Origin of the sequence: Rhizobium sp. NLR16a, from assembly GCF_017948245.1 — a bacterium.
Lineage (GTDB): Bacteria > Pseudomonadota > Alphaproteobacteria > Rhizobiales > Rhizobiaceae > Rhizobium.
The window spans coordinates 576924-593189 of record NZ_CP072865.1; the positions used below are offsets into that span (position 1 = coordinate 576924).

At 61.3% G+C, this 16266-nt stretch carries 17 protein-coding genes; 7 read left to right on the top strand and 10 right to left on the bottom strand.

Annotation, left to right across the window (positions count from 1 at the left end):
• Positions 1-14: 14 nt before the first annotated feature.
• The 3 genes from J7U39_RS02610 to J7U39_RS02620 all read left to right on the top strand — a co-directional run bounded on the left by J7U39_RS02610 (position 15) and on the right by J7U39_RS02620 (position 2382).
• Positions 15-356 carry an SMR family transporter gene (locus tag J7U39_RS02610; protein WP_064804454.1) on the top strand — a complete coding sequence of 114 codons (342 nt, stop codon included), beginning with the start codon at positions 15-17 and terminating at the stop codon, positions 354-356.
• Positions 357-543: 187 nt separating this feature from the next.
• The gene (locus J7U39_RS02615) at positions 544-1329 is read left to right on the top strand and encodes a ThuA domain-containing protein (RefSeq protein WP_210630182.1); all 786 of its coding nucleotides are present in this window, start codon (positions 544-546) and stop codon (positions 1327-1329) included.
• Positions 1330-1338: 9 nt separating this feature from the next.
• Positions 1339-2382, top strand: a complete 1044-nt coding sequence (locus J7U39_RS02620; RefSeq protein WP_210630184.1) for a Gfo/Idh/MocA family oxidoreductase — start codon at positions 1339-1341, stop codon at positions 2380-2382.
• Between the two features lie 134 nt (positions 2383-2516).
• Here J7U39_RS02620 and J7U39_RS02625 read toward each other — a convergent pair whose 3' ends face one another.
• The 6 genes from J7U39_RS02625 to J7U39_RS02650 all read right to left on the bottom strand — a co-directional run bounded on the left by J7U39_RS02625 (position 2517) and on the right by J7U39_RS02650 (position 8737).
• A complete protein-coding gene (locus J7U39_RS02625; RefSeq protein ID WP_210630185.1) occupies positions 2517-2912 on the bottom strand; it encodes a DUF1236 domain-containing protein in 396 nt (131 codons plus the stop codon).
• Between the two features lie 130 nt (positions 2913-3042).
• Complete coding sequence (locus tag J7U39_RS02630) at positions 3043-4155, bottom strand: ABC transporter permease (protein WP_210630187.1); 1113 nt, start codon at positions 4153-4155, stop codon at positions 3043-3045.
• 1 nt (position 4156) lies between these two features.
• The gene (locus J7U39_RS02635) at positions 4157-5284 is read right to left on the bottom strand and encodes an ABC transporter permease (RefSeq protein ID WP_210630189.1); all 1128 of its coding nucleotides are present in this window, start codon (positions 5282-5284) and stop codon (positions 4157-4159) included.
• Positions 5281-7026 (bottom strand): ATP-binding cassette domain-containing protein, encoded by a 1746-nt coding sequence (locus J7U39_RS02640; RefSeq protein WP_210630191.1) that lies wholly within the window; start codon positions 7024-7026, stop codon positions 5281-5283. Before J7U39_RS02640 ends, J7U39_RS02635 begins: the two co-directional genes overlap by 4 nt.
• The gene (hlyD, locus tag J7U39_RS02645; RefSeq protein ID WP_210630193.1) at positions 7023-8036 is read right to left on the bottom strand and encodes a secretion protein HlyD; all 1014 of its coding nucleotides are present in this window, start codon (positions 8034-8036) and stop codon (positions 7023-7025) included. The genes J7U39_RS02640 and hlyD overlap by 4 nt, the downstream gene beginning before the upstream one ends.
• Positions 8033-8737, bottom strand: coding sequence for a CerR family C-terminal domain-containing protein (locus J7U39_RS02650; RefSeq protein ID WP_210630194.1), 705 nt, complete (start codon positions 8735-8737; stop codon positions 8033-8035). The genes hlyD and J7U39_RS02650 overlap by 4 nt, the downstream gene beginning before the upstream one ends.
• Positions 8738-8971: 234 nt before the next feature.
• On the opposite strand from J7U39_RS02650, the gene J7U39_RS02655 reads away from it, so the two are divergent.
• Together J7U39_RS02655 and J7U39_RS02660 are read left to right on the top strand one after the other, a co-directional pair.
• Entirely contained in the window at positions 8972-9124 is a 153-nt protein-coding gene (locus tag J7U39_RS02655) for a hypothetical protein (RefSeq protein WP_009988813.1), read from the top strand.
• A gap of 184 nt (positions 9125-9308) precedes the next feature.
• A complete protein-coding gene (locus J7U39_RS02660) occupies positions 9309-9695 on the top strand; it encodes a hypothetical protein (RefSeq protein WP_210630196.1) in 387 nt (128 codons plus the stop codon).
• Between the two features lie 11 nt (positions 9696-9706).
• Here the strand turns inward: J7U39_RS02660 and J7U39_RS02665 are convergent, their stop codons facing one another.
• On the bottom strand, positions 9707-10723 hold the full coding sequence (locus J7U39_RS02665) for an NAD-dependent epimerase/dehydratase family protein (protein ID WP_210630198.1): 1017 nt from the start codon (positions 10721-10723) through the stop codon (positions 9707-9709).
• A 260-nt stretch (positions 10724-10983) separates the two neighbouring features.
• Between J7U39_RS02665 and J7U39_RS02670 the strand changes: the two genes are divergently transcribed.
• A complete protein-coding gene (locus J7U39_RS02670; RefSeq protein WP_210630200.1) occupies positions 10984-11940 on the top strand; it encodes an endonuclease/exonuclease/phosphatase family protein in 957 nt (318 codons plus the stop codon).
• Positions 11941-11965: 25 nt separating this feature from the next.
• Here the strand turns inward: J7U39_RS02670 and J7U39_RS02675 are convergent, their stop codons facing one another.
• From J7U39_RS02675 to J7U39_RS02685, 3 genes are all read right to left on the bottom strand, one after another.
• On the bottom strand, positions 11966-12271 hold the full coding sequence (locus J7U39_RS02675) for a hypothetical protein (RefSeq protein ID WP_210630202.1): 306 nt from the start codon (positions 12269-12271) through the stop codon (positions 11966-11968).
• 134 nt (positions 12272-12405) lie between these two features.
• Complete coding sequence (locus J7U39_RS02680; RefSeq protein ID WP_020922051.1) at positions 12406-13833, bottom strand: mannose-1-phosphate guanylyltransferase/mannose-6-phosphate isomerase; 1428 nt, start codon at positions 13831-13833, stop codon at positions 12406-12408.
• Positions 13830-15293 (bottom strand): phosphomannomutase, encoded by a 1464-nt coding sequence (locus J7U39_RS02685; RefSeq protein WP_210630204.1) that lies wholly within the window; start codon positions 15291-15293, stop codon positions 13830-13832. Before J7U39_RS02685 ends, J7U39_RS02680 begins: the two co-directional genes overlap by 4 nt.
• A 230-nt stretch (positions 15294-15523) precedes the next feature.
• Between J7U39_RS02685 and ung the strand changes: the two genes are divergently transcribed.
• Positions 15524-16225 carry a uracil-DNA glycosylase gene (gene ung, locus J7U39_RS02690; protein WP_210630205.1) on the top strand — a complete coding sequence of 234 codons (702 nt, stop codon included), beginning with the start codon at positions 15524-15526 and terminating at the stop codon, positions 16223-16225.
• Positions 16226-16266 lie beyond the last annotated feature (41 nt).

Genomic DNA, 16266 nt, shown 5'->3' on the forward strand with positions numbered 1-16266 from the left:
AAAAGGAATTCGTCATGAGCCAGGCCGCCATCTACGGGCTGCTCTTTGCAGCCATCGTGCTCGAAGTCATCGGCACTACGGCGCTGCAATTGTCGCAACAGTTTACGCGCATCGGGCCGACGGCGCTTGTCGTCGCGTGTTATGCCGCGGCCTTCTATTGCCTATCCTTGACGCTGAAGAGCATTCCCGTCGGCATCGCCTATGCAATTTGGAGCGCTTTGGGAATCGTGCTGATTTCTTCGGTTGGCCTGATCTTCTTCAAGCAGCGCCTCGACCTGCCGGCCATTGTCGGCCTCGGGCTGATCATATCGGGCGTCATCGTCGTCAATCTGTTCTCTAAATCCGTTTCTCATTGATTTCATTGCTATATTTCAGAAAGTCCTCTGGAGTCTCACGGAAGAAATTTTCCCCTTTGTCAAACCCCTGACAAAGCGATATGTGTTGCTCGGACGTGGAGGAGATCGAGGCGCACCCAAGCGCCTTTTTCCAAAGCGCTTTGAATTTCCCGCCTGTCGATACTTCCGGCTTCCAGAGGAGCACATCATGACCATACGCACCGTCGTCTGGGGTGAAAACATCCACGAGAATACCAATGCGATCGTCCGGGGCATCTACCCTGAAGGCATGCATACGACGATCGCCAATGCGCTGAATACCGATGCCGGCATCTCGGCGACCACGGCGACGCTGCAGGAGCCGGAACATGGGCTGAGCGAGGCCCGGCTTGCCGAAACCGATGTCTTGACCTGGTGGGGCCACAAGGATCACGGTGCGGTCTCAGACGTCGTCGTCGAACGTGTCGCCAGGCGCGTCTGGGAGGGCATGGGCCTTCTCGTGCTGCATTCCGGCCATTTCTCCAAGATCTTCAAGCGGCTGATGGGTACCCCCTGCGCGCTGAAATGGCGCGAGGCGGGCGAGCGCGAGCGGCTGTGGACGATCAACCCGCGCCATCCGATCGCCGCCGGCATCGGCGAGCATTTCGAGCTCGAGAACGAGGAAATGTATGGCGAGCAATTCTCGGTGCCGGAGCCGCTTGAAACGGTGTTCATCTCCTGGTTCCAGGGCGGGGAAGTGTTCCGCTCGGGCCTGACCTGGCGCCGCGGCGCCGGCAACATCTTCTATTTCCGCCCGGGCCACGAGACCTATCCGACCTATCACGACGCCACGGTGCAGAAGGTGCTGATCAACGGCGTCAAGTGGGCCTACAACCCTGAAGGCGCGTTGACTGGCATTACCGACGCTCCAAATGTGCCCGTGGAAAAGGCATTGGAGCCGATCGTCGAGCGCGGCCCGAAACTGCACCAAGCCGGCGAAGCCGGTTATCGCTGAGGAGCATTCATGCGACTACTCGTTCTTGGCACGGGCGTGATGGCGAAAAACCAGCTCACCCACTTCAGCAAAATCGACGGGGTGACGGTGGTTGGCGCTGTCGACACCGACCCCGACCGGCTTTCCGCCTTTGCCGACAAGTTCAATATCGAAAAACGGTTCCATTCCTTGGATGAGGCGATCGCCTGGGGCGAGTTCGAGGCGGCGACGAACATCACACCCGATCGCATCCATCACCCGACAACCATGGCGCTGATTGCGGCCGGCAAACATGTGCTCTGCGAGAAGCCGCTTGCGGAAAACTATCCGAAGGCGCTGGAGATGACGGAAGCGGCCGAGAAGGCCGGCGTCATCAACATGGTGAACCTTACCTATCGCAACGTCGCGCCGCTGCAGCGCGCCCGCGAGATGGTGCTATCAGGCGAACTCGGCACGATCAAACATGTGGAGGCGTCCTATCTCCAGAGCTGGCTCGTATCGCGCGCCTGGGGCGACTGGCGCACCGAATCGACCTGGCTGTGGCGGCTTTCCACCGGCCACGGCTCGAACGGCGTGCTCGGCGATGTCGGCATCCACATCCTTGATTTCGCCGCCTATGGCGCCGCCACCGACATCGACCATGTCTTTGCGCGGCTGAAGACCTTCAACAAGGCGCCGGGCGGCCAGATTGGCGAATATATGCTCGACGCCAATGACAGTTTCACCATGTCGGTCGATTTCGCCAACGGCGCGCTCGGCGTGATCCATGCCAGCCGCTGGGCGACGGGCCACCTGAATGAGCTGAAACTGCGCATCTACGGCGAAAAGGGCAGCCTCGAGGTCATCCACCGGCCGGCCGGATCGGAACTGCGCGGCTGCCTTGGAGACGATGCCGAGACCGCCACCTGGAAGGACATCGAGGTGGCGCCGGTGCCGACCAACTACCAGCGCTTCGCCGAGGCGGTGGCAAGCGGCATCCAGCCCGACCCTAACTTCCGCCACGCCGCCAATCTGCAGAAGGTGCTCGACCTCGCCATGGAGACGGAGCGCGAGCGGCGCGAACTGAAGGTCTGATCAGCGCCTCGAAATAACGAAACCAAACGGTCGGTCAACCAGCTGGCCAGCCGCTGGTGCATGCGCACGAAAAAGGCCCCGCCGAGGCGGGGCCGGAGGTGGCCGGGCCGCAGCATGCGGCCTCGGCGGTTTGATTATTCGATGACCTGCACGACGCGATGGGTGCGGGGTTCGACGATCACGCGGCGGTCATTGATGACCGTATAAGCATATTTCGGGTTGTCGGGCACCGGAGTGACGACGACATCGGCCGGAAGCGGCTTGCCGACGACGATCGGCTGCTCGACGACCACGCGGGAGGTCGGGGCCGGCTGCTGCTGAACGTAGGTGACGACCTCACGCGGCGGCGGATCGACCACGGCACCGGCAACGCCGCCGGCTATGCCGCCCACGGCAGCGCCTACGGGGCCACCGACGATCGCGCCGGTGATGGCGCCGCCGGCAGCGCCGGTCACGGCTCCGTCAGCCAGAGCGTTGGTAGCAAGCGACGACAGCGCAAGGGCGCCGGAGACAAGTAGGATCTTGTACATTTTGCTTCTCCTTTGCTGGGGTTGCGTTTGGGTAACGACGACGCCAAATCGAGGTTCCCGCAGCAAAGAGTCACGCTTTGGAAGGCCGGTTCATATTCTGTGAGGCGGCTGAGGCATCCGCCGGATTGGATTATTCCAGGCGCCGGCGGAATAGCCAGGCGGCGGCGCTGAGCGTCACCGTGGCGATCAGCGCCAGCGGGATGGTCTGGTTCACCACCTCGCTCAACGGGATATCCTTGAGGAAAACGCCTTTGACGATCACCAGGAAATAGCGCAGCGGATTGACGTAGGTTATCGGCTGCAGCCAGCCCGGCATGTTTTCGATGGGGGTCGCGAAGCCCGAGAGCAGCATGGCCGGGACCATGAACAGGAAGGCGCCGAGGATCGCCTGCTGCTGCGTCATCGACAGCGCCGAGATGAAGAGGCCGAGGCCGGCAACCGAGCCGAGATAGAAGATCGCGCTGCCGTAAAGCAGGAAGAGCGAGCCGCGCAGCGGCACCTCGAAGAGAAAGACGGCGGCGAGGACATAGACGGTGATGTGGAAGAGGCCGATCAACATCGGCGGGATGAGCTTGCCGATCAGGATCTCGTGCAGGCGCAACGGTGAGACCATCAGCTGATCGAAGGTGCCGAGCTCGCGCTCGCGGGCGATCGACAGCGCCGTGACGATCAGGCCGATGAGGAGCGCGATGCTGGCGATCAGGTTCGGCACCATGAACCATTGATAGGTGAGGTTCGGGTTGAACCAGTTGCGCGGCACGGATGAGACGATGCTGGCGCCGGCGCGTTTGCCGGCCGTGGTATCGGCGGCAAGCGCCGCGCCGATCTGCGAAAGGTAGCCCGCAACGATCTGCGAGGCGTTGGAGCGGCGGCCGTCGAGCACCACCTGCAGGTCGCTCGGCGTTCCCGCTTCGATATTGCGGGAAAAATCCGGGCCGATTTCGACCGCGGCGATGACCGTCTGATTGTCGATCGCCACCTGGACCTCCGCCTGCTCGGCGGCGATCTCGATATTGCGGAAGGTCGGCGAGCCATCGATGCGCTCGATCAGCTCCTGGCCCCAATGGCCGCTATCGCGGTTGAGGATCATGACGTCGACATTGCGCACTTCGAGCGTCGCCGCATAGGAAAAGACGAGAAGCTGGACGATCGGTGGGCCGATCAGGATGGCGCGGCCCTTGGGGTCGCGCAGCACGGCGAGCAACTCCTTGACGATGAGGGCGTAAAGCCTTGTCCACCCCATCTCAGCCAATCCTCTTTCTGGTGCTGCGTGCGGCCAGCACGAACATGACGCCGCCGATCGTCAGCATGACCGAGATTGCTCGACCGAACATTGGCCAGATGTCGCCGGCGAGAAACACTGTCTGCAGGCTGGGGATCAGGTAGCGGGCCGGCACGATGAAGGTGATCCACTGGATGATCCTGGGCATAGAGTTGATCTCGAACAGGAAGCCCGAGAGCAGGAAGGCCGGCAGGAAGGCGGAGATCAGCGCCAGCTGCGAGGCGAGGAACTGGTTCTTGGTTGCCGTCGAGATCAACAGGCCTTGCCCCAGCGCCGGGATCAGGAAGGCGGCCGACAGGGCATAAAGCCCGGCGACCGAACCGCGGAACGGCACGCCGAAGAGAAAGACCGCAAGCAGCACGCAGAGCGTCATCGAGGTGAGACCGAGCAGAAAATAGGGCAGGATCTTGCCGGCGAGCAGTTCGACGGCCGTCGCCGGCGTCGCCATCATTGCTTCCATCGTGCCGCGCTCCCATTCGCGGGCGACAACGAGCGAGGTCAGCAGTGTACCGACAAGCGTCATGACAATGGCTATCGAGCCCGGCACGAGGAAGTTGCGACTGGTCAGCTCCGGATTGAACCAGAAGCGCTGCTCAACTGCGATGGCGGGACTGTGGGAGGCGACGTCCGCCTGCCTCTGCTGTTCCCAGTTGGCAACGGCGCCCTGCGCATAGTTCTGGACGAAATTCGCCGTGTTCGGATCGGAGCCGTCGACAATCACCTGGACCTCCGGGCGGTTGCCGGCGGTATAACGGGTGGTGAAATCGGCCGGGATGACGACGATGCCGCGCACCTTTCCGATCACGAGATCTTCTTCGAACAGGCGGCGGTCACGGCCGATCACCACGTCGAAATAGCGCGAGGCCCGAAAGCTGGCCGCGAGGTCCTGCGTCAGCGGCGTCATCTCTTCGGTCACGAGGCCAATGCGGGTGCGCGTTGTATCGAGCGAGACGCCGTAGCCGAAGAGGAAGAGCAGGATCAGCGGCAGTACAAAGGCGATGAGGATGCTGCTCGGGTCGCGGATCGCCTGGAAGCTTTCCTTGCGCACCAGAGCTGCAAGACGCCGGAGCCGGCCGGAGGAAATGCTCATGATGCATCATCCGCTTCCGATTGCTGCACCAGCGCGATGAAGGCGTCCTCCATCGTCGGGTCCGGCGCATCCCTTGTCGCGACACGTGCCTTCAACTCATCGGGAGAACCGAGCGCGATCGAACGGCCGCGGTAGATCAGCGATATGCGGTCGCAATATTCCGCCTCGTCCATGAAATGGGTGGTGACGAGCACGGTGACGCCTTTTTCGACCAAGCCGTTGATATGCGTCCAGAACTCGCGGCGAGTGATCGGATCGACGCCGGAGGTCGGTTCATCGAGGAAGAGGGCGCGCGGTTCGTGCATGACGGCGCAGGCAAGCGCCAGCCGTTGCTTGAGCCCGAGCGGCAGATCCTTGGCGGGTTCGCGGGCGTGGCGGCCGAAATCGAAAATATCGGCCATTAGCGCGATGCGCTCGCGCCTGCGCTGCCGACGAAGGCCATAGACACCGGCGAAGAATTCCAGGTTCTGCATGACGGTAAGATCGCCGTAGAGCGAGAATTTCTGTGCCATATAGCCGAGCTGATTGCGCGCTTCCGCAGCGTCGCGGCGAAGATCGAAACCCGCAACGCGGCCTTCGCCGCCGGTCGGTTTCAGCAGGCCGCAGAGCATCTTGAAGGTGGTGGACTTGCCGGCGCCGTTTGGCCCAAGCAGGCCGAAGATCTCGCCGCGGCGGATATCGAAGCTGATGTCGTCGGCGGCGGTGAAATCGCCGAAGCGCTTGGTCAGGCCCTTGGCCTCGATCACCGGCCGGTCGCCCTCGGCCTTCAGCGGCTCTTGCGCTTCGGCAAGCCGGGAGCGGCCGCCGGGGCCGCCGCCGAGCATATCGACGAAGGCATCCTCGAAACGGGCCGGGGCTGGGGAAAGCGATGCGCCGTTACCGGCCTTGCCGATATCGGGCGTCTTGCCGCTGGCTGCGACGAGGCGGATCGCCTCGCCCTGGATCACGCCGTCGATGACCCCATCGGCCTGCAGGAGTTCGGCGAGAACCTGTCGACGGCGCCCCGTGACGTCGGAGACCCGGAAGACGCGGTCTTTGACGCGCTCGGTCATTTCGTTCGGTTTTCCCGAGAAGAGCAGTTTTCCCTGGTTCAAGAGCAGCACGTGGTCGCAGGCTTCAGCCTCGTCAAGGTAAGCGGTCGACCAGACCACGCCGATGCCTTCCTTCGTCAGGTTCTCAACCATCTTCCAGAGGTCGCGGCGCGAGATCGGATCGACGCCGACGCCCGGTTCGTCGAGCAGCAGCAGGCGCGGCTTTTTCAGAAGCGCGCAGGCAAGGCCGAGCTTCTGTTTCATGCCGCCGGAGAGCTTTCCGGCGAGCCGGCCGGTGAAACGCTTGAGGTCGGTGAAGGTCAACAGTTCGTCGAAGGCGCCGGCGCGTTCGCTCTTCGGCAGGCCGCGCAAATCGGCATAGAGATCGAGGTTTTCCTGGACCGAGAGATCCTCATAAAGACCGAAGCGCTGCGGCATGTAGCCGGTCGCCGCCTGAATGCCGGCGGCGTTCTTTCTGGTGTCGAAGCCCAGAACCTCCATCGTTCCGGTATCGGGCAGCATCAGGCCGGTCATCAGCCGGATCAGCGTCGTCTTGCCGGCGCCGTCGGGGCCAACGAGGCCGGTGATCGCGCCGCCGCCGATGACGCCGGAGACGGCGTCGAGGGCTGCAGGCGCACCCCCAAAGCGCTTGGTGACGCCGTCGATCCGAACGAGCGGCCTGGCGTCTCGACCGGGTTCGGGGGCAGTCATTGTCCGCCTGCCGGTGGCGCGGACAGCCGCACCGTGACCGGCATCCCCTGCCGCAGGTCGGGGCCGGGTTTGTCGATGACGATCCTCAGGCGATAGACGAGATCGGTCCTCAGTTCAGGCGTTTCCACCGACTTCGGCGTGAACTCGGCGACCGGCGAGATGAAGCCAATGGTGCCTTCATAGGGTCTATCCGGCAGGGTATCGGAGGCGACGGATACTTTCATCCCGGGGTGGATGCGGCCGAGATCGGGCTCGGCGACGTAGCTGCGCACCCAGACAGGTTCGGTGAGTGAAAGCACGAAGACGGTATCGGCCGGCGAGACGATCGCGCCATTTTCCCGCACCCGCGAGAGGATGACGCCGTCGTTCGGAGCACGCAATTCGGTGTCTGCGAGCGAGGTTCGGGCCGAGGCGAGTGTGGCCTCGGCGGCCTTCAGCTGGGCGTCGGCGGCGGCGATATCCTCGACGCGTGAGCCTTCCTGCAGCAGCTTCAGTGCCTCGCTGGCGGATTGCGAGCGGGCGGCGGCCATCGCCTTTGCGGCGGTCGCCTGGTCGAGGTTCGCTTCGGAAATCGTGCCCTGCGGGCGAAGCTGGCGGGCGCGGTCATAGGCGAGGTTGGCATTCTGCAGATCCGCGAGGCTTTCGTCGTAGGCAGCTCGCGCTTGGGCGATCTCGGTCGGCCGCGGGCCGGCCTTCAGCTTGTCGAGCGTCGCGCGAAGGGCAGCGGCATTGGCCTCGCCGGAGCGAACGGCGAATTCATAGGGTGCGGCGTCGAGGTTCGCCAGGACCGTGCCGCTCCTGACGACATCGCCCTCGTCGACGCGCAGTTCGGAGAGGCGGCCGCTGACGCGGAAGCCGAGCGAGACCTGACGGATATCGACATTGCCGTAAAGGACGAACTCGCGCCGCGCCTCGGGCAACCAGCCGAACCGCTCGGGCAGGCCGTACCACCAGGCGGCGGCACCTGCCGCAACCAAGAGAAGGATCGCGAGGGGGAGGATGCGTTTCATGCTGCGCCTCCTTTCGGCGGGCCGATGACATCGGCCAGTTCGGCAGCAAGGCCCCGGAGGATTTCCACCTGTTCCGGGCCGAAGGCGTCCCATTCCATCTGGGCGAGTACGGAGGCATGGGCGAAGCGGAAGATGAGGATGCTGCCGACGAGGTTGAAAGTGCGAAGGCGCACATGTTCGGACGCCGGATCCTCGCCGAGAATGGCGCCGACCAGACGCCGGCCCATTTCGATCATCGGCCGCATGATGCCTTGATAAACCCGCTTGAAAGCTTCGGTCGGCTCCATCTGCTCGCGGATGAGGAAACGGGCCCAGGGTTCGGATTCCTTGGCGACGAAGAGCGTCACCATGGTCTGCAGAACCTCGGTCAGGAAGAGTCGGGCGTCGGCTTCCCCGAGCGGCTCGCCGGCTGCGTCGAGCGCCATCAGATGCGCGCCAATGCGCGCCCGCATGCCGCTGACATGAGCGTCGATCTGCATCATCAGATATTCGGCGGTGGCGATATAGAGGCCTTCCTTACTGCCGAAATAATAGGGAATCGCCTGCAGGTTGACGCCGGCGGCTTCGGTCAGCTGGCGTGTCGAGGCGCCATCGAAACCGTAGCGCCCGAAGACGTCGAGAGCGGCGGTGAGCATCTTCTGGCGCGCGATCTCGGCGCGGGCTGAAGCTGGCGGGTTTGGCTTGTCGCGTTCTCGGGTCATGACATTTTTATAGCGTCGTTAGTGAAATCAGTCAATCGATTGATTATATCGCGGCAACCACTTTCGGGTGAGGACGCAAGCTGCGACTTTCCCTGCCTTGGATCAGGATGAATTCCACGCACGGGCCCAAATATGCCAAGTGCCATTCTCGGCGGCTCTGAAAGCATATTGTTTCGCGTTATACGCTCATTTTCTGACACAAAACTGCCTTGCTCTTTCCGTATCGGCAGATCGATGCGTATTCAGATCTATATTATCGCGCTGCTGTTGAGCGCCATTATGTGGTCGATCTCGTTCGATGCGGCGCGAGAATCCTATCATGCCGCCCAAAGTGCGGGATTGATGCCGAACCTGCATATCAACAAGAAGCTGGATCGCATTCTCTAGACTGCGATCAGCGTCCAATCATGGACGTTTTGCCGATGCCGCCGTCCAGCCGCCGGCCAAGGCGTTTTCATGCCTGTCTCGAGCCCTTCCGTATAGAAAGTCGAATTTCGTAAAATTTGATCGATCTGCTTAAAAGCCCTGCAAATACTGACCTGTAGAGTGTTCTCATGAAGGCGGCCGAAGCGTGGACAGACGCGTCGATCGCTTGGAGCCGGGTGAAACGAAAGCCCGCCGATCCGAAAACGGGGACTTCGACATGCAGAAAACTCTTGCCGCCATCGCCCTGACCTTGAGCATTGCCGCGGGGGCCGGTCCGGCCTTCGCCATCGGGCCTGCGAGCCTCGCCCGCGACCTGATCTACACTTCCGCCATCGGCCGTTCGCCTGAAATTCCCTTGACGACACGCGCCGGTTTCGTGCGGCCGAGCGCTCCCCTCGTTCTGCGCGGCCCAGCTGTGGTCGAGGCCAGGGGGTATCAGTTCAACGCCTATTCGCGGAGCCTGAGCGTTGCCATCGAATATGTATTCTCGACGGCGGTCGGCGCTGTGGAAGCGGTCACGTTCCTCCGCTAAAGCAACCCGCTTCAGGCATCCAGTTCTCGACGTACGTCGATATACCAGTCGACGAAGGCCTTGACGCCGACGTCCAGTGTCGTGTCGGGTTTGTATCCCGTCAGTGCCACGAGAAGATCGGGGGCAGCGAAGGTGCGCGGCACGTCGCCCTTCTGCATTGCCAGCATCTTGCGGATGGCAGGGCGGCCGAGCGCTTTTTCCACCGTCTCGACGAAATCCATCAGGCTGACGGGCTGACCGCCGCCGATATTGACGACGCGGAAGGGCGCCTGGTGCGAAAGTGTTTCGATCCCAGCGTCACCGAGGCGATTTTCCTCGCTCGGGGCAATTGCCGACAACCTGACGATTGCTTCGATGAGGTCGTCGATATAGGTGAAGTCGCGGCTCATATTGCCTTCGCCGTAGATCTCGATTGGCTGGCCTTCGAGCATGTTCTTGGCGAATTTGAACAGCGCCATATCGGGCCGGCCCCATGGGCCATAGACGGTGAAGAAACGGAAGGCCGTCGTCGGGATCTTGTGGAGATGGGCATAGCTGTGCGCCATCAATTCCATCGATTTCTTCGTCGCCGCATAGATGGTCAGCGGCTCGTCGGCGCGATCGGTCTCGCGGAAGGGGACGGTCGCGTTGGCGCCATAGATCGATGATGTCGAGGCCAGCATCAGGTGGCGAACTTCAACCCGCCGGGCGATTTCCATGATATTCCAGGAGCCTTCGACATTCGAATGTATATAGGCTTCGGGATTTTCCAGGCTGTAGCGGACGCCGGCTTGCGCGGCGAGATGGATCAGGATGTCAGGCGCGGCCGCGGAGACTGCCCCCTCCAGCGCCGGCCGGTCCTCAAGCATTGATATGACAGGCCGGAAGGCCGGAAACTGAGAGAGTGCGGCGTGACGCATCTCTTTGAGCTTGACGTTGTAATAAGGCGTGAGGCCGTCGAAACCCGTCACCTCATGCCCTTCCTGCAACAGGCGCCTGGCCAGATGAAAACCGATAAAGCCGGCAGTGCCTGTAATGAAGTAGCGCATTCCCACCTTTTCTCGGCTCCCTGCCGACGGCAAAAGCCGGTTCCGTAAAATGGCACCCACTTACAGGATAAAAAGAGGCCGAGTCGATAGGCCTTTGAAAGATAGCACCTGACGCGGCTCTGCTGTCGTCGTTTCCGGACATTATGCTGCATTGCACCATAGGGGCTTGCATGTTATGGGCGACGGGTCGTCTCGCGCATGATGCCGAAAAGGTTGAGCGGTTTTCGGGCGACATCCTGTTCAGGCGGAACCAGGGATTGATGAGAAACATAGTTTATTGGATTCTCTCTGCGTTTCTGACCCTGGCCATTGCGGTCGTGTCGCTGCGCTATCTCACGAATTTCTGGCTGCTCTCCTTCATCTACAGTTTTCAGATCCATCTCGGCCTCACATTCGCCGCCGCCAGCCTCGTCATCCTGGCTGTCAGAAGACATGCTTACGGCGTTGCCCTTCTGCTTGTCTCGCTGCTCCTCACGGCGCACGGCGTTATCATGCTACGTGAATTTGCGGAGGACGACAGGGGAACGGGAACGGCGCCGCTTTTCCGTCTGATGTCGTTCAACGTTGCGATCGATAACTGGAAAAATTCGACCGCCGTCGCGGATATGGTGATCGCTTCGAACGCCGATGTCGTCAATCTGCTCGAAGCCAAGCCGCTGACGTTCCATCTGCAGCGATTGTTCAAGGTCTATCCGTATCATATCGGCTGCGACCACGGCAAAGACAGCTGCGACACACTGGTGCTGTCCAAACGCCCGTTCGTGACCCGCCAGGTCGCGAGCATCGGCAGCTTGCGGAAAGACAGGCTGGTCGCAGCGAGCGTCGATTTCGGCGGGCAAACCGTCAATCTCGTATCGGCCCATCTGACCAAACCCTATTACGACGATTACCAGATGGAAGAGTTGGGAGATCTCAGCAAAGCGCTTGATGCGATCTCAGGTCCGCTGGTGCTGTCCGGCGATTTCAATTCGTCGTCGATCGCCCCCAGCATTCAGGCTCTCCTGCGCAAGCAGAAGCTGAAGACTATGGCGCCCGAACCGGCGACATGGCCGATCGCGGCCGATCGATACGGCATCGCCATCGATCACATATTCGCGCGCGCGCCGCTTCATCTGACGTCATTGAAACGCCTCGACGACAATCTCGGCTCCAACCATTCCGGCCTGATCGCCGAATTCATTGTCGATAGGAGCGGCGAGACGGCGCCGGCACAATAAACAGGCAAGATAAGCCGGGCTGAAATCAGAATCTGGTTCGGCCGCCCTTGCGGTCGATCATCTGAAAATTCTTGCCGTCAGTCTTCACGTTGACGCAGTCGGTCGACTTGTCGGGAAACCGGACACAGACCTCGCCATTGTTGATCTTGTAGCCATTCTTGCTGCCTTCGCGATATTCATAGCCGTTGCTGCTTTCTTTCAGCTCCGACGTGCCGGGCAGATGCTGGCGGATTTCCGCCTCGCTTGCGGCGCGCATGTTCGCCGTTTGGGCAAAGGCCATTGCCGGCAGCAGGATTGAAAGAAATCCGGCGAGGGCGGGCAGGGTACGCATCAGAGGACATCTCCTGTCAGGTCTGTCGGCTCATTCATTCTACGAGAATCCCGGAGGGGAATTCAACAGGGATGGTGGTCATGCCGGAAGCGCCGGCGGGCTGATCTGGCCTGCCTGTCGTTCCGGCACTTGGCTTAAGTTCTTCCGAATTCGTCAACGATGCGGATGATATCGTCCTCGCCGAGATAGGAGCCCGTCTGAACCTCGATGAGCTCGAGAACGATCTTGCCGGGATTGGCGAGACGGTGGACTTCTCCGAGCGGGATATAGACGCTTTCGTTCTCGCGCAGCATCTGCACGTTGTCGCCGATCGTCACCTCGGCCGTTCCCTTTACGACGACCCAGTGCTCGGAGCGATGGTGGTGTTTTTGCAGCGAAAGCTTCTTGCCCGGCGTGACGAAGATGCGCTTCACCTGGAATCGGTCGCCGTTGAAGATCGAGGTATAGCCGCCCCAGGGGCGATAGGACGTCGGATGGGTTTCGGTGAATTTCGCCGTGGCGGAAGCGGAGGCCAGCATCTTGACCAACTGCCCGACATTCTGGCTGTCCTTGAGCGGACCGACATAGACCGCGTCCTCGCTGGCGATGACGGCGACATCGTCCATGCCCTGGACGGCAAGGTGCACGCCGTGGGTCATGACGAGCGAGTTGCGGGTGTTGACGACGGTCGTGTTTGCGGCGGCGACATTGCCGTTGTCGTCGCGGACGCCTGATTTCCAGACCGCATCCCAGCTTCCCATATCGGACCACTTGAAGGGCGAGGGGACGACGGCGGCCTTCGAGGTCTTCTCCATGATCGCATAGTCGATGGAGATATCAGGGCTCTTTGCGAAATGATCGGCATCGAGGCGGGTAAAGTCGAGATCGCGGCTTGCCTTGGAAACGGCCTTGCCTGCCGCCTTCAGTACGTCGGGCGCATATTCCTGAAGTTCGGCAATCAGCTCTGTCACCGGGAACATGAAGATGCCCGAGTTCCAATAGAAGCCGCCATCGGCCAGCATCTGCTCGGCCTTGTCCAAGGCCGGCTTTTCCACGAAGCGGCTGACCTTGTGGGCGCCGTTTCCGAGCGCTTCGCCGATTTCGATATAGCCGTACCCGGTCGCGGGCTCAGTGGGGTTAATGCCGAAGGTGACGAGCTTGCCAGCAGCGGCCGCATCGCGGGCGATGCGGATGCAATCGAAATAGCTCTTGTCGGCAAGGATCTCGTGATCCGAAGCGAGCATCTGGATGATCGTGTCCTTGCCGAAGAGCTCGGCGGCGAGCGTCGCGGCGGCGGCCACCGCTGCGGCGGTGTTGCGGGCAACGGGCTCGAGCAGCACGGCGGCGAGCGGAATGGCAAGCGCGCGGGCCTGCTCGGCGACCAGGAAGCGGAATTCCTCGTTGGTGACAACGATCGGGGCTTCATAGAGCGCGGGATCGGAAACACGTTCGAGGGTGTCCTGGAACAGCGTCTTGTTGCCGACGAACTGAATGAATTGTTTCGGCGCGGTGGCACGGGAAAGCGGCCAGAGCCGGGTGCCTTTACCGCCGGCCATGATCACGGGAACGATTTTCTGCGTCATAGGCGGGTTCCTTGAAATACGTTTTCGTCGCATGATTGTCGGGCGCCTGCCCAGTCTCTAATTCGATTGAGCCCTGCCTGCAGCAGGGCCAGAGCTGCAGTTTCGCTTCCGGCCTCGACGTAGCAGCGCATTTCCGGCGCGTTGCCGGACGGGCGGAAATGGATGATCCCGCCATCTCCGAGCGTCACTCGAAGGCCGTCTATGTCGGATTTCGCCGCCACCTCGCCGATCGGCAGCAGGAAAGCGGAGAGATTTTCATCCGAGGCGCGCAGATATCCCATCAGCGCCGCACTGGTCTCGATCGCGAAATTCTCCAGGCGGTCGGCGGCGGCAAAGGGCAGGCGATAGGAGGCAGCGATAACAGAGAGCGGCTGCCGGCGTTTGGCGGCGAGCGACAGGATCGCCAGCATCGGGACGAAGCAATCGCGTGTCGGCAGGGCGCGCACGGCTCTGCCGTTAATAACGAAGGGGGTTGCGGTCAGCAGCCCGCCATTGGCCTCGAAGCCCATTACGTGATCTCGCCCAGCGGCGACGGCTTCTTCCATGCCTGTTATGACGAAGGGCGAGCCGACGCGGGTGCGCGTGACGGTAAAGGAGCCTGCTGCCTCGATGCCGGAATTGGAGGTCACCGGTGTCACCACCGTGCCGGCTCCAAGGAAATTGGCTGCCACCAGGCCGAGAAGATCGCCGCGCAGTGGCGTGCCGGTTTCGTCGGCGACCAGCGGGCGGTCGCCATCGCCATCCGTCGAGACGATTGTATCGAAGCTGTGATCGGAGACCCAGCGCTTCATCAGCGTGATAGTCTCCTCGGAAACGGCTTCTGTATCGACCGGAATGAAGCTTTCCGAACGCCCGAGAACGGTGACCTCAGCGCCATAATGGGCAAGAACGTCGACCAGGAGATCACGGGCTACGGTGCTGTGCTGGTAGACGCCGATCTTCAGGCCGGACAGCGCGCCTTGCGGAAGCAGGGCCGTATTGCGTTCGAAAAAGAGCTGTTGACAGATCGCCTCACGATCTTCCATCGCCGCTGGCGCCTGCATGACCGCTTCGCCGCTTTTCTCGATTTCGGCGGCCAAGGCGGTAATCGCAGCCTCGTCCGATTTGTCGATCTCGCCGTCCGGACGGTAGAACTTGATGCCGTTGCGGTCCGCCGGAATATGAGAGCCGGTTATCATCAGGCATGCGGCCTTGCTTTCAAGACCATAAAGAGCAAGGGCTGGCGTCGGGACATTGCCGCAGTCGAAAATGCGGAAGCCGAGCGCGGCAAGCGCGCCAGCGCAATTGCCCGAGATTTCAGGGCTGGAATCGCGAAAGTCGCGGCCGATCAAAATGACGTCGCCGGTCTGTGCCTTGCCGCTTTTCAGCAGATATTTGCCGAACGCCATCGCGTAGAGAGCCGAGGCACGACCCTTGAGATCCACTGAAAGTCCGCGAAGGCCGCTCGTGCCGAATTTCATTTGAAGAGGTGCCTCCAGTTTACAATCAAGGTTCTACTCAGGCCGCCTGCCGGCGTAAATACCGAAGCCGTCATATAGTTAAACACGAACGACGATGCCTCGGACAGCCTCTCGCAGTCTTCTCCCGCCGATCCTAAAGACGTAGACCCATTGCCGACAGGCATTGCAGCGTAGATCGATTTTGTTAGAACCGTGTGTCCATTGTTTCGTCCTATGCTGAAGGGTTCCTGATGAGCGATACATCCGTCAGTCTCGATGAGGGCTGGAAGGCCGCGCTGGCGGGGGAGTTTTCAAGCCCCTATATGCAACAACTCAAATCCTTTCTCGTCGCGCAGAAACGAGTGGGCAAGCGGATCTTCCCGAAGGGCAGCGAATATTTCCGCGCTCTTGATCTGACGCCGATTGTCAACGTCAAGGCCGTCATCCTCGGACAGGATCCATATCACGGGCTTGGGCAGGCTCATGGACTATGCTTCAGCGTCCGACCCGGCGTGCGCATACCGCCCTCCCTCGTCAATATCTATAAGGAGATGGAGACGGATCTCGGCATAGCGCCAGCGCGCCATGGTTTTCTCGAACATTGGGCAAAGCAGGGCGTGCTCCTGCTGAACAGCGTGCTGACGGTCGAGGAAGGGCAAGCGGCCGCCCATCAGGGCAAGGGGTGGGAGCGCTTCACCGATGCCATTATCGGCAAAGTCAATGACGAATGCGAATCTGTCGTCTTCATGCTCTGGGGCTCCTATGCCCAGCGCAAGGCCGCATTTGTCGATACCACGCGGCATCTGGTGCTCAAGGCGCCGCATCCCTCGCCGCTTTCGGCCCATAACGGCTTCTTTGGCTGCAAACATTTTTCCAAGGCGAATGCCTTCCTTCAGTCCCGCGGACGGGCGCCGATCGACTGGCAATTGCCGGCAGATCCTTACGGCGCCTGATGTGAACGCGGCTCGATCTTCGTTCACTAATAATAGACAAT